At 73.9% G+C, this 21,831-nt stretch carries 17 protein-coding genes; 10 read left to right on the forward strand and 7 right to left on the reverse strand.

The window, feature by feature from the left end:
- Window positions 1-294: 294 nt before the first annotated feature.
- The 6 genes from K7G61_RS23325 (at window position 295) to K7G61_RS23350 (ending at window position 5,565) form a co-directional block, all read left to right on the forward strand.
- Window positions 295-1,179 (forward strand): methyltransferase domain-containing protein, encoded by an 885-nt coding sequence (locus K7G61_RS23325; RefSeq protein WP_308190683.1) that lies wholly within the window; start codon window positions 295-297, stop codon window positions 1,177-1,179.
- Complete coding sequence (locus K7G61_RS23330; protein WP_225848900.1) at window positions 1,176-1,589, forward strand: hypothetical protein; 414 nt, start codon at window positions 1,176-1,178, stop codon at window positions 1,587-1,589. Before K7G61_RS23325 ends, K7G61_RS23330 begins: the two co-directional genes overlap by 4 nt.
- A complete protein-coding gene (locus K7G61_RS23335; RefSeq protein ID WP_225848901.1) occupies window positions 1,586-2,731 on the forward strand; it encodes a glycosyltransferase in 1,146 nt (381 codons plus the stop codon). Before K7G61_RS23330 ends, K7G61_RS23335 begins: the two co-directional genes overlap by 4 nt.
- Entirely contained in the window at window positions 2,728-3,498 is a 771-nt protein-coding gene (locus K7G61_RS23340; RefSeq protein ID WP_225848902.1) for an ABC transporter permease, read from the forward strand. The genes K7G61_RS23335 and K7G61_RS23340 overlap by 4 nt, the downstream gene beginning before the upstream one ends.
- Before the next feature lie 41 nt (window positions 3,499-3,539).
- Window positions 3,540-4,496: an ATP-binding cassette domain-containing protein gene (locus K7G61_RS23345; protein ID WP_225848903.1), complete on the forward strand. Its 957-nt coding sequence runs from the start codon at window positions 3,540-3,542 to the stop codon at window positions 4,494-4,496.
- Between the two features lie 109 nt (window positions 4,497-4,605).
- Complete coding sequence (locus tag K7G61_RS23350) at window positions 4,606-5,565, forward strand: NAD-dependent epimerase/dehydratase family protein (protein ID WP_225848931.1); 960 nt, start codon at window positions 4,606-4,608, stop codon at window positions 5,563-5,565.
- Window positions 5,566-5,698: 133 nt separating this feature from the next.
- On the opposite strand, the gene K7G61_RS23355 is transcribed toward K7G61_RS23350, so the two are convergent.
- From K7G61_RS23355 to K7G61_RS23365, 3 genes are all read right to left on the reverse strand, one after another.
- Entirely contained in the window at window positions 5,699-6,721 is a 1,023-nt protein-coding gene (locus K7G61_RS23355) for a 1-acyl-sn-glycerol-3-phosphate acyltransferase (RefSeq protein ID WP_225848904.1), read from the reverse strand.
- A gap of 176 nt (window positions 6,722-6,897) precedes the next feature.
- On the reverse strand, window positions 6,898-7,770 hold the full coding sequence (locus K7G61_RS23360; protein WP_225848905.1) for a patatin-like phospholipase family protein: 873 nt from the start codon (window positions 7,768-7,770) through the stop codon (window positions 6,898-6,900).
- Window positions 7,771-7,931: 161 nt separating this feature from the next.
- Window positions 7,932-9,119, reverse strand: coding sequence for a PP2C family protein-serine/threonine phosphatase (locus K7G61_RS23365; protein WP_225848906.1), 1,188 nt, complete (start codon window positions 9,117-9,119; stop codon window positions 7,932-7,934).
- A gap of 348 nt (window positions 9,120-9,467) precedes the next feature.
- Between K7G61_RS23365 and K7G61_RS23370 the strand changes: the two genes are divergently transcribed.
- Window positions 9,468-11,831, forward strand: a complete 2,364-nt coding sequence (locus tag K7G61_RS23370) for a cellulose binding domain-containing protein (protein ID WP_225848907.1) — start codon at window positions 9,468-9,470, stop codon at window positions 11,829-11,831.
- A 70-nt stretch (window positions 11,832-11,901) separates the two neighbouring features.
- Here K7G61_RS23370 and K7G61_RS23375 read toward each other — a convergent pair whose 3' ends face one another.
- Window positions 11,902-12,981 (reverse strand): tellurite resistance/C4-dicarboxylate transporter family protein, encoded by a 1,080-nt coding sequence (locus K7G61_RS23375; RefSeq protein WP_225848908.1) that lies wholly within the window; start codon window positions 12,979-12,981, stop codon window positions 11,902-11,904.
- A gap of 514 nt (window positions 12,982-13,495) precedes the next feature.
- Between K7G61_RS23375 and K7G61_RS23380 the strand changes: the two genes are divergently transcribed.
- Complete coding sequence (locus tag K7G61_RS23380; RefSeq protein ID WP_225848909.1) at window positions 13,496-14,686, forward strand: cellulose binding domain-containing protein; 1,191 nt, start codon at window positions 13,496-13,498, stop codon at window positions 14,684-14,686.
- A gap of 100 nt (window positions 14,687-14,786) precedes the next feature.
- On the opposite strand, the gene K7G61_RS23385 is transcribed toward K7G61_RS23380, so the two are convergent.
- Complete coding sequence (locus K7G61_RS23385; RefSeq protein WP_225848910.1) at window positions 14,787-17,318, reverse strand: tetratricopeptide repeat protein; 2,532 nt, start codon at window positions 17,316-17,318, stop codon at window positions 14,787-14,789.
- A 338-nt stretch (window positions 17,319-17,656) separates the two neighbouring features.
- On the opposite strand from K7G61_RS23385, the gene K7G61_RS23390 reads away from it, so the two are divergent.
- On the forward strand, window positions 17,657-18,097 hold the full coding sequence (locus K7G61_RS23390; RefSeq protein ID WP_225848911.1) for a hypothetical protein: 441 nt from the start codon (window positions 17,657-17,659) through the stop codon (window positions 18,095-18,097).
- A 206-nt stretch (window positions 18,098-18,303) separates the two neighbouring features.
- A complete protein-coding gene (locus K7G61_RS23395; RefSeq protein WP_225848912.1) occupies window positions 18,304-19,092 on the forward strand; it encodes a hypothetical protein in 789 nt (262 codons plus the stop codon).
- Between the two features lie 199 nt (window positions 19,093-19,291).
- On the opposite strand, the gene K7G61_RS23400 is transcribed toward K7G61_RS23395, so the two are convergent.
- Entirely contained in the window at window positions 19,292-20,329 is a 1,038-nt protein-coding gene (locus K7G61_RS23400; protein ID WP_225848913.1) for an ABC transporter permease, read from the reverse strand.
- Window positions 20,322-21,830 (reverse strand): sugar ABC transporter ATP-binding protein, encoded by a 1,509-nt coding sequence (locus K7G61_RS23405; RefSeq protein ID WP_225848914.1) that lies wholly within the window; start codon window positions 21,828-21,830, stop codon window positions 20,322-20,324. Before K7G61_RS23405 ends, K7G61_RS23400 begins: the two co-directional genes overlap by 8 nt.
- Window position 21,831: the final 1 nt, after the last annotated feature.

Raw genomic sequence — 21,831 nt, forward strand, 5'->3', positions numbered from 1 at the left:
TTTCCGAAGCACGGAACCACCTGCCGGTGCCCTCCCTCGCCGCCTCCTCGGCCCGCCGGCTCCCTTTTCTCCACGGCCGCGTGCGCGGCCGGCTCTTCCGTGTACTTCCCCGGTGACAGTTTTGCGCCGGCATGCCCTCGTGTGGAACAGGCCAGTCATGTATGGAGCCCGCCGGGCCGCGGGCTCGGTTTGTGCTGCATTCGTATCGCGCATTCATGCCTTCTTTTGCATGCCCAATTTCGAGGAGATTGGCTGTCAGTGGAATCGGGGACCGAATCCGGCCTGAATACGGCCGTGGCACGCTATTACGACATCACCCTTGACCTGTACGAGGACCTGTGGGGAGAGCACGTCCACCACGGTTTCTGGGATCCGGGCGAGGTTCCCGGCGTCAACGGGGCGGACCGGCACGCCGCCACCGACCGGCTGGTGCGCGAACTGGTCGCCTTCGCCGGCGTTCCCTCCGGATCCAGGGTCCTCGACGTCGGCTGCGGGATCGGCGGCCCGGCACTGCACCTGGCCGGGCCGATGGGCTGCGCGGTGGAGGGCATCACCCTGAGCGCCCGGCAGGCGGCCCGCGCCAACGAGAAGGCGCGGGACGCCGGCGTCGCCGACCGGGCCCGCTTCCACCGCCTCGACGCGCTCGCCACCGGCTACCCGGACGAGGCGTTCGACGTGGTCTGGGCGCTGGAGAGCCTGATGCACATCCCCGACCGGGCGGCCTTCTTCGCCGAGGCGCTGCGCCTGCTGGCACCCGGCGGGATCCTGGCCGTGGCCACCTGGTCGGTCCGCACGGGCGAACTGGACGAAGCGGAGCGGGATTTGGTCGAGCAGATCCTGCGCCACCAGGTGATGCCGGGCTTCTCCTCCCTCGACGAGCACGAACAACTGGCCCGCGCCGCAGGGTTCGCCGACGTCGCCTCGGTGGACTGGAGCGGCGCCGTCGCCAACTCCTGGGACCCGGCCTTCGCGCAGATCCGGCGGTACGAACAGGGCAGGTCCGTGATGCGGGACCTGGCCCGCGAGCGCGGGGTGGACGTCCTGGGCTTCTTCCACGCCGGTCCGCTGATGAAGAAGGGCTTCGACACCGGCGTCATCACCTACGGCGCGCTGCGGGCCGTCAAGCCGGCGCCCGGGCCGGGCCGGGGCGGCGCGCCGCGAGCGGACCGGACGCCGTGATCGCCGGCGCGGCCGCGCCAGGGGGCCGGGGCGCCCCCGGGGGTCCCGCAGCGCCCGCCTCGACCGCGCCCGGCGCCGCGCCCGCCGCACCCGTATCGCCTGTACCGCCCGCCGCCGCGCTGATCCGTCCGGTCGCCGACCTGCTGCGGGAGGTCGTGGGCGAGGACGACGCCTGGCTGGACCGCGTCGACGCCGGTACGCGCGTCGACGGCGACCTGCTGGTGGAGAGCCACGAGCTGGCCGCCTGGAGCCTGGCGCTGCGCGGGCGGTACGGGGAGCGGATCGACCTGGTCGCGTACGTGGCGGGACTCGACATCGACCGGATCATCGCCCTGACCGTCGGCGAGGTGGCCGCCTACGTGGCGGCCCGCGGCGACGGCGCGACGCCGGCCGCGGACGGTGCCCGATGACCCGCTACCTCTTCGTCAGCCTCCCGCTGACCGGCCATGTGCACCCGCTCGCCGCGGTGTCCGCGGAACTCGTGCGGCGCGGACACGAGGTGCTGTGGGCGGGCTCGGAGTCGTTCCTGCGGCCGGTGCTCGGCCCCGGCGCCGCGATCGCCCCGATCCCGCTGCGGGCGCACCGCGGCCAGGCCGACCGCGGGATGGCCGCGGCGAAGTCGCGGTGGGACGGCTACATCGTTCCGCACGCGAAGGTCACGCTGCCGGGCATCGAGCGCGCGGTCGCCGCCTTCCGGCCCGACGTCATGGCGGTGGACCAGCACGCGGTCGCGGGCGCGATCGCCGCGCACCGGGCCGGGCTGCCCTGGGCGAGCATGGCGCCGACCACCATGGAACTCACCCGCCCCTACCGCGCGCTGCCCAAGGTGGAGGCGTGGATCCACGAGCGGATGGCGATGATGTGGACCGCGGCGGGCATGCCGGGGCAGCCGCCGCACGACCTGCGGTTCTCCCCGCACCTGCTGATCGCGTTCACCGGCAGCGCCCTGACCGGTCCGCTGGAATGGCCGGACAACGCCGTCCTGGTCGGCCCCGCGCTGGCCCCGCGGCCCGCGGACACCTCGTTCCCGTGGGACTGGCTCGACCCCGCCCGCCGTCATGTCCTGGTCACCGTGGGAACCCTGTCGATGGACCTGGCCGGCGAGTTCTACGCGCGGGTCGTCGAGGCGCTGCGCCCGCTGCGCGACAGCGTCCAGGCGATCGTGGTGGCACCCGACGGCGCGATCCCGGAGCCGCCCGCCCGCGACATCCTGGTCCGGTCCCGCGTGCCCGTACTGGAACTGATGCCCCGTCTGGACGCGGTCGTCACCCACGGCGGACTCAACACCGTCTGCGAGGCGCTGGCCCACGGCGTGCCGCTCGTCGTCGCGCCGATCAAGGGCGACCAGCCCATCAACGCCGCCCAGGTGGTGGCGGCCGGCGCAGGCCGCCGGGTCCGCTTCGCGAGCGTGCGGCCGAAGCCGCTGCGCGAGGACCTGCTGGCCGTGCTCGACGACCCGTCCTACCGCGGCGCGGCGCACCGCATCCGCGAGTCGTTCGCCGCCGCGGGCGGCGCGGCGGCCGCGGCCCGGCACCTCGAAGGAATGGGATGACAGTGAAGACCCTCCGCGACACCTGGCTGGTGCTCCAGCGGCACATCCTGCTGATGGCCAGGTCACCGCTGTCGATCGTGCTGGGCGTGGCCCAGCCGGTCGTGTACCTGGCGCTGTTCGCGCCGCTGCTCAAGCCCGCGCTCGCCTCCATGGGCGCGGACTCGATGACCGACGCCTACCGCGTCTACGTGCCCGGGATGCTGGTCGCCCTGGCCCTCGGCGGCGGTCTGTACGTCGGGTTCGGCCTGCTCGCCGAACTCGGCTCGGGCGTCATCGAGCGGGCCCGGGTGACCCCGGTCAGCAGGGTGGCGCTGCTGCTCGGCCGGGCACTGCGCGACGTGCTGGTCCTGGTCGTCCAGGCGGCCATCCTCACCCTGCTGGCGATGCCGCTCGGGGTGTTCGTCCGGATCCAGGACCTGCTGCTCGCCTACGCGTTGCTCGCCCTGGTCACCCTCAGCAGCGCCGCCCTGTCGTACGGCATCGCGCTCAAGGTGACCGACCCCAACACGCTCGGCCAGGTGGTGAACAACGTGGCGCAGCCGCTGATGCTGCTGTCCGGGACGCTGCTGCCGCTGGCCCTGGCGCCGGTCTGGCTGCGCCGGGCCTCCGACGGCAACCCCTACAGCCGCGCCGTCACCGGCATGCGCGCGCTGTTCGCGGGCCACGCCGCCGACGACTCGGTCTGGCAGGGCCTCGGGCTGATGGCCGCCGTGGCCCTGCTCGCACTGGCCTGGTCCGCCCGCCTGTTCGCCCGCTCGGTGCGCTGACCCGTGACCGGCGATTCCCCCTACGCGACAAGGACGCCCTGATGATCGAGACCCGCGGACTGCGGAAGTCCTTCAGGACCGGGCGCGGCCGCAAGGCCGCCACCGTCGACGCGGTGAACGGCCTCGACCTGGCCGTCGCCGGCGGCGAGATCTTCGGGTTCCTGGGCCCGAACGGCGCGGGCAAGACCACGACCCTGCGGATGCTCGCCACCCTGCTCCCGCCCGACGGCGGCGACGCCGTCGTCGCCGGGGCCGACCTGCGCAGCGAGCAGGCGGCGGTCCGCCGGAACATCGGCTACGTCGCCCAGGGCGGCGGCACCTGGGACGACGTGACGGCCCGTGAGGAGCTGGTCATGCAGGCCAGGATGTACGGCATCGGCAAGGCGGAGGCGCTGCGCCGGGCCGCCGAGGCGCTGGACGCCTTCGACCTGACCGCGTACGGCGACCGCCACTGCCGTACGTACTCCGGCGGCCAGCGGCGGCGGGTGGACATCGCCCTCGGCGTCGTCCACCGCCCCAAGGTCCTCTTCCTCGACGAGCCCACCGCGGGCCTGGACCCGCAGAGCCGCGCGCACATGTGGGACGAGATCCGCCGGCTGCGGGCCGAGGGCCTGACCGTCTTCCTGACCACGCACTACCTCGACGAGGCCGACGCGCTGTGCGACCGGATCGCCATCATCGACGGCGGCGGCATCGTGGCGGAGGGCACTCCCACCGGCCTGAAGCGGGAGATCGCGGGCGAGGTGGTCACCGTCGGCGTCACCGGCGACACCGACAAGGCGGCCCGGGTGCTGGCCGAGCAGCGTTGTGTGCGGTCGGCCGACGTACGCGAGGACGGGGGCTTGCGGCTGTCGGTGGACGCAGGGGAGACCGCCATACCGCAGATCATGCGGGCGCTGGCCGACGTCGGCATCGAGCCGCAGACCATCGAGCTGCACCGCCCGACGCTCGACGACGTGTTCCTGAGCAGGACCGGCCGTTCGCTGCGGGAGTCCTGACCACATGCGCGGCGCGACCACGGGGGAGAAGGGCACGGGGGAGAAGGGCACGGGGGAGAAGGGCACGGCGGAGACGGACACGGCGGAGACGGACACGGAGGAGGCGGACATGGACGGCGACTGGAGAGCACGCCGCGCGGTGGTCACCGGCGGCGCCGGCTTCGTCGGGTCGCACCTGTGCGACCGGCTGCGGGAAGAGGGCACGGAGGTGGTGTGCGTCGACAACCTGCTCACCGGCAGCATCGGCAACATAGCCGCACGGTCCGGCGACGCGGGCTTCCAACTGGACCTGAGGGACGTCAGCGAGCCGTTCGACGTGCCGGGGCCGGTGGACCTGGTCTTCCACCTCGCCTCGCCCGCCTCGCCGCACGACTACGCCCGCCATCCCCTGGAGACGCTCAGGGCGGGCTCCCACGGCACGGCGAACGCCCTGGACCTCGCCCACCGAAAGGGCGCCCGCTTCCTGCTCGCCTCCACCTCGGAGGTCTACGGGGACCCGCTGGTCCACCCGCAGCCCGAGACGTACTGGGGCAACGTCAACCCGGTCGGCCCGCGCAGCCAGTACGACGAGGCCAAGCGCTACGCCGAGGCGCTCACCACGGCCTACCGCGCGGCACTGGGCGTCGACACCGTCATCGTCCGGCTCTTCAACACCTACGGTCCGCGGATGCGGCCCAAGGACGGGCGGGCGGTGCCGACCTTCATCACCCAGGCACTCGCCGGCGAACCGCTCACGGTGGCGGGGGACGGCAGCCAGACCCGGTCCCTGTGCTACGTCGACGACACCGTCAGCGGCATCCTCGCCGCGGCCGCGAGCGGGCATCCGGGGCCGGTCAACATCGGCAACCCGGTCGAGCTGAGCGTCCTCGACGTGGCGCGCCGGATCCGCGCCTTGTGCGGTTCGGCGTCGCCCATCGCCTTCGTGGACCGGCCCGCCGACGATCCCGGCCTGCGCCGGCCCGACATCGGGCTGGCCCGCTCGGCACTGGGCTGGCAGCCGGTCGTCGACGTCGACAAGGGGCTGGCGATGACCATCGACTGGTTCTCCCGCCTCCCCGCCGCCGGCTGACGCCGGCGTCGGCGCCGCGCCCGGCGCGAGTTCGCCCGAGCGGTCCCGTCCCGGCGCCGTCCCTGGAGCGCCGTCCCGCGAGTGCCGTCCTCCGGTCCGCGTCGCGCGCCGCCCGGCTGCCGGCCGCCTGCCGTCATACGTGGGGGGTGTCCGCGGCGGCGTGCGCGGCCGCCCACCGGTCCACCCGTTCCCACTGGCTCATCAGCCACTCGCCGCGGGCCTCGTCGCCCCGCGGGATGTCCGCGGCCCCGACCCGCCACCAGTGGACCCGGACCGGCTGCCGCAACGGGAGACTCGTCCAGGCCGCACGCGCCGAAGTGATCATGTCAAGACCGGAGTGGGCGACGAACAGCACGTCGGCGGTGGGGGCCGCGGCCAGGGCCGCGAGGCTTCCGCTGTCCCGCGGCGGCAGCACGTAGCGCAGCCGCGCCGCCCGCGCGGCACGCCGGTACTGGCCGCGGCGGTAGAGCAGGGCGACGGCGCGGTGGTGGCGGCGCGGGGTGAAGTTGCCGCCCTCGGGGAACAGCACCAGCGCGTCTCCCGCCCGCAGCCCGGCGGCGAGCGCGGCCACGGCCCCCTTCGCGGTGCCCCGGGCGGGCGGCAGGAAGCAGTGCGGCACCCGGCTCAGCAGGACGTCCAGGCACGGATCGACGCGCAGCGCGCCCTTCAGGACGGTGTGCGGCAAAAGCCCGGCCTCGGTGAGCAGCAACTGCAGGAGCAGGAAGGAATCGCCGAGGCCCGCGTGCCGGACGAGGACCACCAACGGGACGTCCGGCCGCCGGTCCGCCGCCGGCAGCGCGGGCGTCACCTCGGTCTCGAGGCCGAACAGCCGCTCCGCGGCGCGGCGCAGCACGCCCAGCAGCGACGCGAGCAGTCCGTACGCCCGCTCCGCCCGCCGCTGCCGGGCGCGGGGCCCGCCGAAAGGATCACGCAGGTACTGCGCGGCCGCCGCCGCCAGCCCCGCGATCTCCACCGTGACGTACACGAGCAGGAAGCAGGCGATGCGCACCGGCCGCGGGGGCCTGCCCGACACCAGGAGGACGGGCGCGCCGACGACGGCGGCCAGGAGCAGGAGGGCCGCCGTGACCGGGAGCAGCGCGACGACCAGCGCGGTGGTGGCCGTCCGCCGGGCCGTCGTGACGAGCGCGCTCCCCACCGAGGCCGCCGCCGTGCGCCAGGTACGTCCCCGCCGCTCCGGGTCCGCGACGCCGCCGGGCCGGGCCGGCCCGCCATTCGGGCCGGGCCGCCCCGCGACGCCGCCCGCACCGCCCGGGGCGGCCGGGCCGCTCTCCGCCGGGCCTCCCTCGGGCGGCCCGCTCCCCGCCGGGCCGCTCACGCCGGGCCGTCCGCGAGGTCCAGGGCGCTGTCGAGGTAGCGGGAGGAGGCGGTGTAGGCGCGTTCGATGCGCTGCGCGGTCTGGCCGAAGGCGCGGTGGCGCAACTGGCTGAGGGTGCCACTGGTCTCCGCGGCGGCCGCGCCGCTGGGCAGGACGTGCACCGTGACGTGCGCCGGCAGGTCGGCCATGTCGCGGGCGAACCGGTGCCTGCGGGCGATCTCGAACGCCACGGTGGCCACCTCCCACGGCCGCCGCGGCGGGCTGAGCGGCCGTTCGATGCGGCCCACCTGGAGGACGAAGATCTCGCTGGCCCCCAGCGCGACGGCCCGCCCCACGGGGATGCTGTTGACCAGGCCGCCGTCCACGAAGTGCTCGCCGTCCAGGCCGACCGGCGGCAGCAGGCCGGGCACGGCGGACGAGGCGAGCACGGCGTCGGCCAGCGGACCGCTGTCGAACCAGTGCTCGGCGGCGTGCTCGATGCTCGCCGCCACGCATTGGAAGGGGACGGTCAGATCGTCGATGAGGGCGACCGGCACATGCGTCTCCAGCAGGTCCCGCAGGGGGGTGGGGGCGTAGAGGTGGGTGCGGGTGCGCACGGCGGTGGACACCCGTCCCACGAAGGACCCCGCGAACACTCCGGCCCGGCCCAGCCCGGTCCACAGGTCGATGAGCCGGCCGACCGCGGCCTGCGAGGGCTCGGCCGCCACCGCCGCCCCGTTGATCGCCCCGACGGACGTGCCCAGCACCAGGCCGGGCCGCACCCCGGCCGCGAACAGTGCCTTCAGCATCCCCACCTCGTACGCCCCCAAGGCGCCGCCGCCGCCCAGCACGAACGCCGGGTCGCGCGCGTCACTCGGACTGTGGTCCATGGTCGACGTCTGCCCCGGCTCGGTCCCGCCAAGCGGCGGCGGGGCGGGGCGGCGTGGCCGTACCCGCCGACCGCGTGCCGCGCCCCCGTACCGGCCGGGAGCGGGGGGTCATACTCGCCGGACGTCGGCCCGGCCGCGCGCGTACGCGCCCGGCGGCCCGGTCAGCCGGTCACGGCCGCCGCCTCGCGCCGCAGGGCCACCACGGCCACGTCGTCGCGCAGCCGCCCGGCCGCGTGGGTGAGCAGGTCGGCCGTCAACGCCTTGAGCAGGGGCTCCGGGCAGTGGTCGGCGGCCCACACACGCGCCCGCTCCAGCAGCGGGTAGAACGCGCCGTGCCGGTCGCGGGCCTCGGTGACGCCGTCGGTGTAGAGCAGCAACCGGTCCCCGGGGCGGAAGTCGAAGGAGCTGACCGTGTACGCGGTGTCGACCAGCCCGCCCAGGCCGAGCGGAGGAGCGGAATCCTCGGTGTCGAGGTACCGCGCGTCGCCGCCGCGCAGCAGCAGCGGCGGGAGGTGGCCGCAGTTGATCAGGTGTACGTACGGTTCGCCGTCCGGGATCTCGACGATCGCGGCGGTGGCGAAGCGCTCCCCGGCGTCCTCCGCGTCCCCGGCGTCCCCGCGGTGCTCGGCCAGCCCCCAGCGGACGCTGCTCTCCAGCCACGCCACGAGCTCGGGCAGCGGCTCCTGCCGGTGGGCGGCGGCCCGGAACGCCCCCAGCACCGTTTCGGTGTCGCCGAGGGAACCGAGGCCGTGGCCGCGCACGTCGCCGATCAGCAGGCGGGTGGCGTTCGAGGTACGTGCCACCGCGTACAGGTCGCCGCCCAGCCGCGCGGCGCTCTCCGCCGCCAGGTACTCGGCGGCGATGGACACGTGGCCCGCCCGCGCGGGCAGGGGACGCAGGACGACGCCCTGCGTGACGTCGGACACCCGCCGCAGTCGCGCGAGCAGCCGGCCGAAGATCACCAGGAGTACGGACAGCAGCACCAGGGATCCCAGTTCCACGAGCACGCTCTCGGTGCCCAGCGTGTGGCGTTCGAGCCCGGCGGCGGTCAGGGCGAGCACCGCCAGCAGGGCCGTCACCGCGCCGGTGCGCGGACCCGTGAACGCGGCCACCAGCGCGACCGGCACCACGAGCATGTGGGCGAGGTGGATGTCGCCCGGCAGGAAGGCGTCCGCCACCGGAACACCGGCGATCAGCGCGGCCGAGAACAGGAAGACACCCAGCCGGGCGCGCCCCGAGGGCTCCCGCCACGCCGGCGGCAGGGCCCGGCGGCCGATGCGCCGTCCCGCCCGTCCCGCGCGTCGTGGGGGCCGGTGCGCTTCCTCGCGTTCCTCACCACATACCGCCATACCGGCCCAAAGCCGGAAAATCGCCGGAATTGTTCCCGCTCCCGGGGTCGCTCCCGTTACCCCCTTGCGCGGTGCGTGCCGTCGGGGAGCTTGAGCGGCCGGTCACGCAGGCCACGCGTGCCGTCCTCGCCCACCCCTCCGTCGCGGACGCCGGGGACGCCGCGGACGCCGGGGACGCCGGGGACCCCGGAGACGCCGGGCGCCGCCGAAAATCGCCGAGCCGACCGCGGCACAGCGGTTGACGGTGCCGGTGGAAATCTGAATTCATGGTGCACCAGTGGTGGGAGCGCTCCCATTACTGTGTGTCACCACTGTGAGGTCACTTCCCCCCACCTCTGGAGGACCTACATGACGATGCAACACCGCAGAAGGCGGTCCCTGCGCCCGGTGGCGGGGCTGGCGATCGGCGGGCTCATCGCGGTCGGCGCGACCTGGGCCGTCCAGGAGCAGGCCGGCGCCGCGGCGGCGGGCTGCAGGGTCGACTACTCGATCACCAGCACCTGGTCCGGCGGCTTCGGCGCCAACGTGCAGGTCACCAACCTCGGTGACGCCGTGTCGAGCTGGACGCTGCAGTGGGCCTTCGGCGACGGGGAGACCGTCACGCAGGCGTGGAACGCGGACGTGACGACGGGCAGCACCCAGGTCACGGCCAAGAGCCTGAGCTACAACGGCTCGGTGGCCTCCGGCGCCTCGGTGACCTTCGGCTTCAACGGCTCGGTGCCCGGCTCCGGGCAGCCGGTCGTGCCGTCGTCGTTCACGTTCAACGGCACGCTGTGCACGGGCAGCGCCACGACGAGCGGCGGGACGTCCGGCACCACGTCCGGATCCACCTCCGGCACCACTTCGGGTTCCACGTCCGGCACCACGACCGGGTCGACGAGTGGGTCGACGAGTGGGTCGACGAGCGGCGGGTCCACCTCCGGCACGACGTCCGGTGGCACCGGGACGCCCACGCCAGGACAGGGCCGGCAGGTGGAGAAACTGGACCGGGGCGTGATCTCGGTGCGCAGCGGCAGCGGGAACCTGGTGTCGTGGAGGTGGCTGGCCACCGACCCGGACGACGTGGCGTTCAACGTCTACCGCGGCGGCGTGAAGCTGAACTCCTCGCCGCTGACCGGCGCCACCGACTACACGGACAGCGGCGCCCCCGCCGGCGCCTCGTACACCGTACGGGCCGTGGTGAACGGCACCGAGCAGGCGGACTCCCCGGCGTCGGTCTCCTTCGCGAACGGCTACCACGACGTGCCGATCACCCCGCCGGCCGGGGGCACCACGCCGGACGGCGTCTCGTACACCTACGCGGCCAACGACGCGAGCGTCGGCGACCTGGACGGCGACGGGAGTTACGAGTTCGTCCTCAAATGGGACCCGACCAACTCCAAGGACAACTCCCAGTCCGGCTACACCGGTGACACCTACATCGACGCCTACAAGCTCGACGGCACCCGGCTGTGGCGCATCGACCTGGGCCGCAACATCCGCTCCGGCGCGCACTACACGCAGTTCCAGGTCTACGACTACGACGGCGACGGCAAGGCCGAGGTCGTCATGAAGACCGCCGACGGCACCGTGGACGGCACGGGGAAGGTCATCGGCAGCGCGAGCGCGGACTACCGCAACTCCTCCGGCTACGTGTTGTCGGGGCCGGAGTACCTGACCGTCTTCAACGGGCGGACCGGCGCGGCGATGCAGACGGTGAACTACGACCCGCCGCGCGGGACCGTCTCGTCCTGGGGCGACTCGTACGGCAACCGCGTCGACCGCTTCCTGGCCGGCACCGCCTACCTCGACGGACAGCGCCCCTCGATCATCATGGCCCGCGGCTACTACACCCGTACCGTGATCGCCGCGTGGGACTGGCGCGACGGCAGGCTCACCGAGCGCTGGCGCTTCGACAGCAACGACTCCGGCAACGGCTCCTACGTCGGCCAGGGCGACCACCAGCTCTCCATCGCCGACGTGGACGGCGACGGCAAGGACGAGATCGTCTACGGCGCCATGGCCGTCGACGACAACGGGCACGGCCTGTGGAACAACGGCCAGGGCCACGGCGACGCCATGCACGTCGGCGACCTCGACCCCGCCCGCCCCGGCCTGGAGGAGTTCAAGGTCGACGAGACCACCACCAAGTACTCCGCCTGGTTCGCCGACGCCCGCACCGGCCAGATCCTGTGGCACCAGCCCGCCTGCTCCTGCGACAACGGCCGCGGCGTCTCCGACGACATCTACGCCGGCAGCCCCGGAGCGGAGTCCTGGTCCGCGGGCGTGTCCGGCCTGTACAGCGACCAGGGCCAGAACATCGGCCGCAAGCCCTCCTCCACCAACTTCGTCACCTGGTGGGACGGCGACCCGGTGCGCGAACTCCTGGACGGTACCCACATCGACAAGTACGGCACCAGCGGTGACACCCGCCTGCTGACCGGCTCCGACGTGCACTCCAACAACAGCACCAAGGCCACCCCGTCGCTGAGCGCGGACCTGTTCGGCGACTGGCGCGAGGAGGTCGTGTGGCCCACGACCGACAACCACGCGTTGCGCATCTACTCCACCCCCGATCCCACCGACCTGCGGATCACCACGCTGATGCACGACGTCCAGTACCGCGAGGCCATCGCCTGGCAGAACACCGCTTACAACCAGCCCCCGCACCCCAGCTTCTTCATCGGCGCCGGCATGGCCACCCCGCCCCGCCCCACCGTCTACACCCCCTGAGCCGGCGACCCCCGACTCCCCGAGCACCTCGTGCACCCCGACCCGCCGGGCCCGCCCGGCGGGGCCGGGGTCATGCGGGAGGGGCGGCGCGGGGACGCGGCCGGCGAGAGTGCCACAGGGCGGTCACCGGTGCGGCGAGCATTCCGGCCAGGACGACCGCCCACACCGCGAGCGCCGCCCACGCCTCCTCGGCGCCCACGTCGGTCATCCAGCCGCGCCCCGCGACGGCGCCCAGCTCCCGGGTCGCCACCGCGTACATGCCGATCGGGAAGACCATGCTCCACAGGCTCGTCCCGTAGCGCGCCGCCACACGGCGCAGCACGTGCCGCCACACGCCCAGGGCGAGCAGGAGGGGGATCAGCCAGGTGCAGAACGACCACGCCAGGGCGGACACGCCCAGCACGAACGCCGCGGGCGGCAGCGAGTCGGCGGGCGGCAGCCGCAGGATCTCCGCACCGGCCAGCACGCTGATCGCGGCGGCGCCCATGAAGACCCAGTACGGCGGCGCCAGCTCGCCCGGTTCGACGGGTTCCAGCAGGAGCCGGGCCAGTGCCAGCGCGGCCACCAGGACGTACTGCAGCACCCCGACGGCCCAGCACGCGGAGGCCAGCTCGCCCAGCGCCCGGCCGCCGGTGTGCGGGGCGAGGACGGCGGTGGCGACCGCGACCGACTGCGTGCCCACCACCCAGATGAACCAGGTGCCGTTCACCTGCCGCAGCGGCATGGCAAGCCCGGAGCAGATCAGCAGCAGCGGCAGACCGTACCCGAGCACCAGCCACCAGGCCCCGCCCACCGCGGTCAGCGCGGCGGCGGCGCCGTAGTGCCCGTCCATGGCCAGGCGTGCGGCGAGCACGTCGGAGGCGGCGACGACGGTGAGGAACGCGAAACCGCGCGGGCCCGACAGATCGGCGCGCACCCGCGGCCATCGGCGCGCCAGGCGCCACAGGTACCCCGCCCACAGCACCGCGTATCCCGCCACCGCGATCCACAGCAGCACCGCCGAGGTGGCTGTCGCGCCGCGCGCGGCCAGTCCCGTGGACACGATGCCCGTGGCCATGACGAAGGCGAACGCCCCCGGGCTGAGGTCCTCCGCCGCACCGGCCACCGCACGCCGCCACGTACCGGGCCGTCCGTCGTCCGCCCCGGCCACGACACCACCTCCGTCTCGGTCCGCCGGCCGCCCGGCCCGCGCCGTCCGCCCTCGGCGTTGGCCGGCCCCGGCCGTCCCGGGCCGCCGCCCTGACGCCCCGTCGATGATCGCGCGCCGGGCGTGCGGGCACCGTGAGGAGTGCCCCGGCCCGGCGTGGCGCCCGGCCGTCGCGTCCCGGGGCGCGCGGCAGCCCGAGGCCCGGGCCGGGCGGCCCACCCGGCCGCAGGGGAGGCGACGGTGCACCGGAGACGGCCCGTCACCTCCCCGGCGCCGGCCGTCAGGCGGCCCCGGCGGCGACCGGTTTCCGCGGTGCCTCCGCGGCGGTGAGGGCACGCCGCCCGGGGCGATCCGAACGCCCGGCTTCCGGCCACTTCTGTCCCGGGGCTTGCCCATTGGCCCCGGGGCACTTATGGTCCCGTGCCCGGAGCGGTTTGGGAGCGCTCCCACAACCGAAGGGGAATCCTCTCCCACCGCGCCTGCCCATCCCCCCACCTGCACGCGTCGAAGGGGCAGCATGAAGACGCTTCAGCAAGCCTTCCGATCCACCCGCAAAGCCGCGCTGTCGGCGGTGGCGGTCCTCACCCTCGCCGTGGGCGGCCTGGTCACGCTCACCACGGCCCCGGCCGCACACGCGGACACCCAGATCTGCGACCAGTACGGCTCGACCACCATCGAGGGCCGCTACGTCGTCCAGAACAACCGCTGGGGCACGACCCAGACCCAGTGCATCAACGTCACCAGCACCGGCTTCCAGATCACCCAGGCCGACGGCTCCGTCTCCGGCGGGGCCCCCAAGTCGTACCCCTCGGTGTTCTACGGCTGCCACTACACGAACTGCTCCCCGGGCACCAACCTGCCCGCCCAGCTCAGCTCGATGAGCAGCGCGCCCACCAGCGTCTCGTTCAACTACAACAGCAACTCGATCTACGACGCCTCGTACGACATCTGGCTGGACCCGACGCCCAAGAAGGACGGCGTCAACCAGACCGAGATCATGGTGTGGCTCAACCACACCGGCTCCGTGCAGCCGGTGGGCTCCAAGGTGGGCACCGCCAACATCGCCGGGCGCGGCTGGGACGTGTGGACCGGCAACAACGGCACCAACAACGTGATCTCCTTCGTCGCGCAGTCCACGACGAGCAGCTTCAGCTTCGACGTCAAGGCGTTCGCCGGTGAGGCCATCAACCGCGGCCTGGCGCAGAACTCCTGGTACCTCACCAGCATCCAGGCCGGCTTCGAGCCGTGGTCCAACGGCGTCGGCCTGGCGGTGACGTCCTTCTCGGCGTCGGCGAACCTCGGCGGCGGCACGTCGGGCGGTACCACGGGTGGTACGACCGGTGGCACGACCGGCGGCTCCACGGGCGGGACGACCGGCGGCACCGGCGGCTCCGGCTGCCGGGTGACCTTCACCCCGCAGACCTGGAGCGGCGGGTTCACCGCCAACGTCACCGTGGCCAACACCGGCTCCAGCGCGGTGAACAACTGGCGGCTGGGCTTCACGCTTCCTTCCGGCGAGAGCATCACGAGCGCCTGGAACGCCACCATCAGCCCCTCGTCGGGCGCCGTCACGGCCACCGGCCTCTCCTACAACGCCCAGATCCCGGCCGGCGGCTCCCAGTCCTTCGGCTTCCAGGGCACGTCCTCCGGCAGCTTCACCGCACCGAGCGGCTTCAACCTCAACGGGACGGCCTGCGCCGTCTCCTGACACCGCACCGAAGCGAGGCAGCCGGCCGGGCCACCAGCCCGGCCGGCTTTTCGCGGTCCGGCGCGCCCGGCCCAGGGGCGCCGCGGATGTCCTCGCCGCGTCAGGCCGGCGGCGGGCCCAGCCCGGCGAGCCGCCGCCCGACACGCTCGGCGTCGGCGAGGCGGTGCTGGGCGGTGTAGAGCTCGCGCGCCCGCCGCCATGCCTCGCGGGCCCGGCCGGGGCGGGCTTGCGCGAGGTGGGCCTCGGCGATGTGGTCCAGGACATCGGCTTCGAGGTGGCTGTGGCCCTGGACGCGGCAGATGGCCAGGGCCCGGCGGTAGTGGGTCAGGGCCCGGTCGTGTTCGTGGAGGCGGTGGGCGATCCAGCCCAGACTGTCGAGGATGTTGGACTCGCCGAACCGGCGCGGGTCGGACGGATGCCGCCGCATCAGCGCGAGGGCGGCCCGGCAGTCGGCGCGGGCCCCGGTGTGATCGCCGAGCCGGGTCCGCAGCCAGCCCACGCCGTTGAGGGCCCGGGCCTGCCGGTAGGTGTCGCCCATGTCCTGGAAGATCCGCAGCGCCCGGAGCGCGTGCTCCAGCGCACGCCGGTCGTCGCCGTGCCGCTCCCAGGCGCCGCCCAGACTGTGGTGGATCTCGCCCTGCCCGGCGACGTCACCGGTGAGTTCGGCCAGGCCCAGGGCCCGGTCCAGGTGCCGCAGGGCGTCGGCGGTCCTGCCGAGCTGGGCGCAGGCGTCACCGAGCATCTGGTGGGCCTGGGCGCGGGTGCCCGCGTCGGGCAGCCGCTCCGCGCCGGCCACGGCGAGCCGCCAGGACGCCGCCTGGTCCTCCAGGTGACCGCGGCGGCGGTGGTACGGGTCCAGCGCCCAGGCGAGGCGGTGGACCAGGGCGTCCCAGCCGTGGTCGCGGGCCATCTGCTGGGCGGCCAGCAGGTTCGGGTGCTCGGCGTCGAACCACGCCGTCGCCGAGGCCGGGTCGCCCGGCGGGTGCTCCACGGCGCCCGGCCCCGACCCACCGGACGCGAGCCACTCGGGGCGGGGCTCGGATTCCGGACGGGGCTCGGGGCGGTGCGGTGCGAGCGACCGGGCACCCGTACAGGCGGTGTCCGTGTAGAACTCCACCACACGGCGCAGCGCCGCCCGCCGCTCCGCGCGGGTGAGGTGGTCCCGGGCCTGTTCCGCGGCGTGCAGCCGGAGCAGGTCGTGCATGAGGTACCGCTCGCGGGGCTGCCGCTGGACCAGGTGGGCGTGGTCCAGTTCGCGCAGCAGCGCGCGGGCCGAGGCGGCGGGCAGGGCGAGCAGGCTCGCGGCGGCGGCCGCCGAGATGTCCGGACCGGGGGCGAGGCCCAGCAGCGCCAGCGCGCGGGCGGCGGCGGGGGACAGGGCACGACCGGACCAGGACAGTACGGCGCGCAGGTCGGCCTGCGGCTCTCCGGCGTCCAAGGCGTCGAGCCGGCGCGCGGTGTCGCTCAGCTCGTCGCCGAGCTCCGTCAGCGACAGGCCGGGGTGGGTGGCGGCGCAGGCGGCCACGATGCCGAGCGCCAGGGGCAGTCCGGCGCAACAGGTCACCAGCGTGGCGGCCGCGCCGGGTTCCAGGCCGAGGCGGCCCCGCCCGAGGTGCCGGGCGAGCAGCCGGCGGGCCTCGTCCTCGCGCAGAACGCCGAGTGTCACGGAGCGCGCGCCGTGCGCGGCGATCAGCCCCGTCAGCTGCCGCCGGCTGGTGACGAGCACCGTGCACCGCGCCCCGCCCGGCAGCAGCGGCACGACCTGCGCGGTGTCGCGCGCGTTGTCCAGCAGGAGCAGCATCCGCTTTCCCGCCGTGAGGCTGCGGTACAGGGCCGCCCGGGCCTCCGGCCCGACCGGCACCGCGGCAGGGGGCACGCCGAGGGCCTCCAGGAACCCGCGCAGCGCGGCCGCGGGCTCCACGGGCCCGCCCGTGGGACCGAAGCCGCGTAAGTCGACGTGGAGCTGGCCGTCCGGGAAGCGGTCCAGCCGCCGGTGCGCCCAGTGCAGCGCGAGCCAGGTCTTGCCGATCCCGCCCATCCCGCCGACGGCCAGTACGCCGCCGCCGCGCCACCGCCCGTCCGGGGCCCCGTCCGAAGTCCCGTCCGACGTCCCGTCCGACATCGCCTCCGACGTCCGGTCCCATGTCGCGTCCAGGGCCTCGTCCATGAGGGCCAGCTCGCGTGAGCGGCCGACGAACGCGGTCGGCGCGGCGGGAAGTTGGCGTGGTGCCGTCCACGGCGGCAGCGGCCCGGGCGCCGGGCCGTGGGGGAGGGCCGCGGGCGCGGTGCGCGCCGTCCGGCGGCGCCTGGCACGGCGGTTGGCCTCCTCGATCCGGTCGCGCGCGGTGGCCAGCGCGCGCTGCTCGGCGGGCGTGGCACCCAGCACCTTGAGCAGCGCGTCGAGGCGGTCGGTGGGGGGCAGGGTCCGCGCGGTGAAGTACTCGGCGATCGCCGTCTGGGACCAGCCGGTCCTCGCCGCCAGTTCGCGGTAGGTCAGCGTGCTGTCCCGGCGGCCGCGCGCGTGCCGGCGCCGCAGATCCCGCAGCAGTGCCGCGAGTTCCTCCAGCGTCCGCACCTGCGCCGCGGCCTCGGCCGGCGCGTCGGGCGGCGGGCCCGGGACGGATTGCTGCACGCCGAGTTCCCCTCGCCGCATCGTTCAGACGTTGAGTACGTACGCGAACCGACGGTGGCGCGGCGGCAGCATAACAGTCGGCCGTGCGGCGGCCGACCGGCGAGGCACGCCGATTTTCGGAAGTGTTCGGCGGCGCACGGAATTCGCCACGGCAAGCGGGACCGACGGTCACCATGGCCGTGCCCGAACGGGCCCGGCGGCTCGGGGGCGGCGGCCCGGCGCCGGACGGCGTCCCCGAGCCGGCGGCCGTGAACGTACCACCGGCCGTACCCGCGTCACGCACCCCCCAGCCATGCCCGCCCGAGTCGCCCATCGCCTGAAAGGACAGTGGTGCACCCATGAGCAGAAGTGGTCTGCGCAGACGAATCGCCGCGCTGGGGTCGGCGGTCGCCGCCGTCGTACTGCTCGCGGTCGCCGTGCCGCAGTCCGCCTCGGCGGACACCATGCGCACGTTCAACGTGGCCCTGAGCTGTTCCACGGGCCTGCCGTACGGCCTGAGCGTCGACAACGGCTCCGGCTGGTACTACCCCGACGGATCCAGCTACGCCTCCGGCGGCGTCAAGTACTTCACCGTCTACATCCCCGCCTCGGCCTCGTCCCTCGCGATCAACACCAGCTTCTGCGACAACGACCCGACGACGCCGTACTGGGAGGGCTACCGCTACAGCATCACGCCCGGCACCTCGACGATCAGCGCGAACGGTTACTGCAACGACGAGTACGTCTACCCCGGCCCGTTCGTCCGCTACTGCTCCCTGAGCGCCTTGACGTACAGCTGACCGTAGCCCGGGCCCGGCGGCACACCGGCGCGGGACACGCGCCCCGCCTCCCGCCGCACCTTCGCGTGCGGCGGGACGGTCCGGCTCACCGCCCGGCCGGCGCGGGCCCCGAGCGACCGCGGACCACCATTCGCGCGTTACCCCGAACGGGTGATGGCAGAGGAAGCCGGTCACGTCCGCCCGCGGTCGTCGCTAGCTTCCCTGCCATGCCAGCAGCACAAGCCGAAGACGTGGAATCCGGAGGCGGGGAGGCCGCGGACGGCGGGGCCGCGGACACCGGAACGGGAGGCAGCGGGATCGAGTGGGGTCCCGCGGTCAGTACGGTGTCCGCGATCGCGGGGCTGCTGCTCACCCTCATGGGCCTGAAGCTGGGGAAGCTGTTCGTCTTCGGCCTGCTGGCCGCGGCGCTGCTGCCGTGGGCGGCGGTGTCCCTGCGCCCGGCGTGGCGACCCCTGAAATACGCTCTGGCCTGCGCGCTCACCGTGGCCTTCACCGCGTTCGCCCTCACCGTGACCTACTACCAGGGCCGGCACGTGGAGGCACGCGCCACCGAGGCGCCACACCGGCCCGCACCGGGCGGTCACGCCCCGCACCTGAAGTTCCTGCCGGTGGCGGGGCCGATCCCGCACTGCGTCAGCTTCTCCGGCACGGGCGGCATCCCGGCGGGTCACGCGCTGGTGCTGTTCGACCGCGCGACCGATTCCGGCGGCCACTACACGCCCACCTCCACGTTCAGTTACGACGGCCAGGCCGCGCCCTCGCCGGCGGGGGCGGGGTGGACCGCCCCGGACCTGGACATCGGCTCGGGAGACGCCGGCGACCGGGGCAGCCACATCGCGATCGTGGCCGTACTGGTGCCCCAGGCCACCGCCGACTTCCTCGACGCCCTGGCCGGCGAGTCCGACAGCGGTCTCCTGCCGCCGAACGTGACGTCGCTCGGTACGACGGCGGACCGGCTGGTCGTCGTGCGCAACGCGCAGAACGCGCACTGCTGAAGCAGCAGGCACACTGCTGAAGCGGGCCGGCCCCGCCCCGCACGTCGGCCGGCGTACGGGAGCGGGACCGGCCCGAAACGCCTGCCCCGGGGGCGCGCACCCCCGGGGCAGGCTCGTCCCCCCTGTTCCTGGACCCCCTGTTCCTGGACCCCCTGTTCCTGGACCCCTGTTCCCTGATCTCCCGTGTTCCCGGATCTCCCTATTCCTGGATCTTGCCGCCGGTGACGCGGGACAGCGCCAGGGCGATGAGGATGATGCCGCCGTTGAGGGCGCCGATCCACTGCGCCGGGACGCCGCCGAGGGTGAGGACGTTCTGGATCAGGTAGAGCAGGAGGATGCCGGTGAAGGCTCCGAACATGCTGCCCTTGCCGCCGTTGAGGCTGATGCCGCCGATGACGGCCGCGGCGAAGACGGTGAAGATGTAGCCGTTGCCCTGGGCGGAGGCGACCGAGGCGAGCCGGCCGGAGAGCATCAGGCCGCCGAGGGCGGCCAGGCCGCTCGCGGTGACCATGACGATCCACAGGATGCGGTCGGTGCGGATGCCGGCGGCCTTGGCCGCGTCGACGTTGCCGCCGATCGCGTACAGGGACCGGCCGAAGCTGGTGAAGCCCAGGACCACGATGCCGATGGCGAACAGCACCAGGCACACCCAGACCGACGCCGGCATGCCGAGCCATTCGGTGGAGCCCAGGTAGAGCATGGAGTTCGGCAGGTGGAAGAAGGTCTGGCCGCCGGAGATGCCGGTCAGGATGCCGCGCAGCACGATCAGCATGCCCAGGGTGACGATGAAGCCGTTGAGCCCGAAGTTGATGATGAACAGGGCGTTCACGGCGCCGATGGCCAGTCCGACCGCGATGGTCACCGGGACCGCCCAGCCGCCGGGCAGCAGCCCGAGGCCGTGACCGGCCCCCGAGGGCACGGTGAGCCAGGCGGCGATGCCCGGCGCGAGCCCCATGGTGGACTCCAGCGACAGGTCCATCTTCTTGACGATCAGCACCATCGTCTCGGCCAGGACCAGGACGGCGATCTCCGACATGGTCTGGAGGATGTTGATGATGTTGTCCGTCTGCAGGAAGACGGAGTTGACGAACTGACCGACGATGGCGATCACGATGATGGGCGGGATCAGGGCGAGGTCCCGCAGTCGCGCGAAGGCGATCCGCCGCTCGGCCGACACCGCCGGCGTCGCGGGCTCGGCGGCGTCCTTCGAGGTGCCCGTGGCCACGGTCTCAGGCATTGAGGTCCACTCCTTCCATGGCGGCCACGAGTTCGTGGTCGTTCCATCCACCGGGCATCTCGGCGACCACGCGGCCCTGGACCATCACCAGGACCCGGTCGCAGACGCGCAGGTCGTCCAATTCGTCGGAGGCCAGCAGGACAGCGGTGCCGGTCGCGGCCGTGTCCTCGACCTTGTGCAGCAGGAACTCCTTGGACCGGACGTCGACGCCCGCGGTCGGGTTGATCAGGACCAGGAGCTGCGGGTCGTTGGCCAGTGCCCGGGCCATGACGACCTTCTGCTGGTTCCCGCCGGACAGGCCGGCGACCGGCAGGTCGGGTCCGGGCGTCTTGATGGCCAGGTCGTCGATCGCCGACCGCGCCAGCTTGTCCCGGACCCGCCCGTTGATGAATCCGTACGATCCCAGGCGCCGCGGGACGGTCAGGGTGCTGTTGTCGGCGATGGACATGTGGGGTACGTACCCCTGGTGGTGCCGGTCCTGCGGGACGAAGCCGACGCCCGCGGCGAGGGCGGCGGGCACGCTGCCGGGCCGGGGGCGTACGCCCGCGACGTCCACGGTGCCGCTGTCGGCGGCGCGCAGCCCCACGACGGTCTCGGCGACCTCGGTGCGGCCGCTGCTCGCCGCGCCGGCCAGCCCGACGATCTCGCCCGCTTTGACGGTGAACGAGACGTCCTGGTAGACGTCGGCGCTGGTGATCGACCCGACGGCGAGGGCGTTGCTCGCGCCGGACGGCGGCTGCCGCCGGGCGCGGTCGTGGTCGGCGCCCACCGCGTCGCCGGTCATGGCGGCCACCAGGTCGGCACGCGGGAGGTCCTTGACGGGGGCGGTCACGATGTGGCGGGCGTCACGGAAGACCGTGACCGTGTCGCAGATGTCGTAGACCTCCTGCAGGTGGTGGCTGATGAACAGGAACGTCACGCCCTGCTGCTGCAGGTCGTGCATCCGGCTGAACAGGCGGCTGATGGCCGCCGCGTCGAGCTGCGCGGTGGGCTCGTCGAGGATGATGAACCGGGCGCCGAACGACAGCGCCCGGGCGATCTCGACGAACTGCCGCTGCTCGATGGTCAGTTCGCGGGCGGGGACGCGGACGTCCACCTCCACCGCCCACTTCTCCAGCAGCTCCCGGGCCTGGCGCCGGACGCCGCTCCACCGGACCAGTCCGAGCGGTCCCCGTTCCAGGCGGTGCAGGAACAGGTTTTCCGCGACAGTGAGTTCGGGGATGATCGTGGACTTCTGGTAGACGCAGGCGACCTTGCGCCGCCACGCGTCACGGTCGGCCGGCCGGGGGGCCGGACGGCCGTCGAAGGAGACCGTTCCCCGGTCGGGTGCCTGCAGGCCGGTCATGATGGACACCAGCGTGGACTTGCCCGCGCCGTTGCGGCCCACGAGCGCGTGGGTCTGTCCCTGGTCGATGGTGATGCGGGCGTCGTTGAGCGCCACGGTCGAGTCGAATTGCTTGACGATTCCCGACGCCTCGGCGACGGGCGGAACCGTACCCATG

The sequence above is a fragment of the Streptomyces sp. HPF1205 genome (assembly GCF_020400825.1).
Taxonomy (GTDB): Bacteria; Actinomycetota; Actinomycetes; order Streptomycetales; family Streptomycetaceae; genus Actinacidiphila.

Coding starts and splice junctions, on each gene's coding strand:
- K7G61_RS23350 (WP_225848931.1), top strand. CDS start 4,606: ATGGACGGCGACTGGAGAGCACGCCGCGCGGTGGTCACCGGCGGCGCC.
- K7G61_RS23390 (WP_225848911.1), top strand. CDS start 17,657: ATGAGCAGAAGTGGTCTGCGCAGACGAATCGCCGCGCTGGGGTCGGCG.
- K7G61_RS23345 (WP_225848903.1), top strand. CDS start 3,540: ATGATCGAGACCCGCGGACTGCGGAAGTCCTTCAGGACCGGGCGCGGC.
- K7G61_RS23395 (WP_225848912.1), top strand. CDS start 18,304: ATGCCAGCAGCACAAGCCGAAGACGTGGAATCCGGAGGCGGGGAGGCC.
- K7G61_RS23365 (WP_225848906.1), bottom strand. CDS start 9,119: ATGGCGGTATGTGGTGAGGAACGCGAGGAAGCGCACCGGCCCCCACGA.
- K7G61_RS23400 (WP_225848913.1), bottom strand. CDS start 20,329: ATGCCTGAGACCGTGGCCACGGGCACCTCGAAGGACGCCGCCGAGCCC.
- K7G61_RS23360 (WP_225848905.1), bottom strand. CDS start 7,770: ATGGACCACAGTCCGAGTGACGCGCGCGACCCGGCGTTCGTGCTGGGC.
- K7G61_RS23340 (WP_225848902.1), top strand. CDS start 2,728: ATGACAGTGAAGACCCTCCGCGACACCTGGCTGGTGCTCCAGCGGCAC.
- K7G61_RS23335 (WP_225848901.1), top strand. CDS start 1,586: ATGACCCGCTACCTCTTCGTCAGCCTCCCGCTGACCGGCCATGTGCAC.
- K7G61_RS23370 (WP_225848907.1), top strand. CDS start 9,468: ATGACGATGCAACACCGCAGAAGGCGGTCCCTGCGCCCGGTGGCGGGG.
- K7G61_RS23380 (WP_225848909.1), top strand. CDS start 13,496: ATGAAGACGCTTCAGCAAGCCTTCCGATCCACCCGCAAAGCCGCGCTG.
- K7G61_RS23405 (WP_225848914.1), bottom strand. CDS start 21,830: ATGGGTACGGTTCCGCCCGTCGCCGAGGCGTCGGGAATCGTCAAGCAA.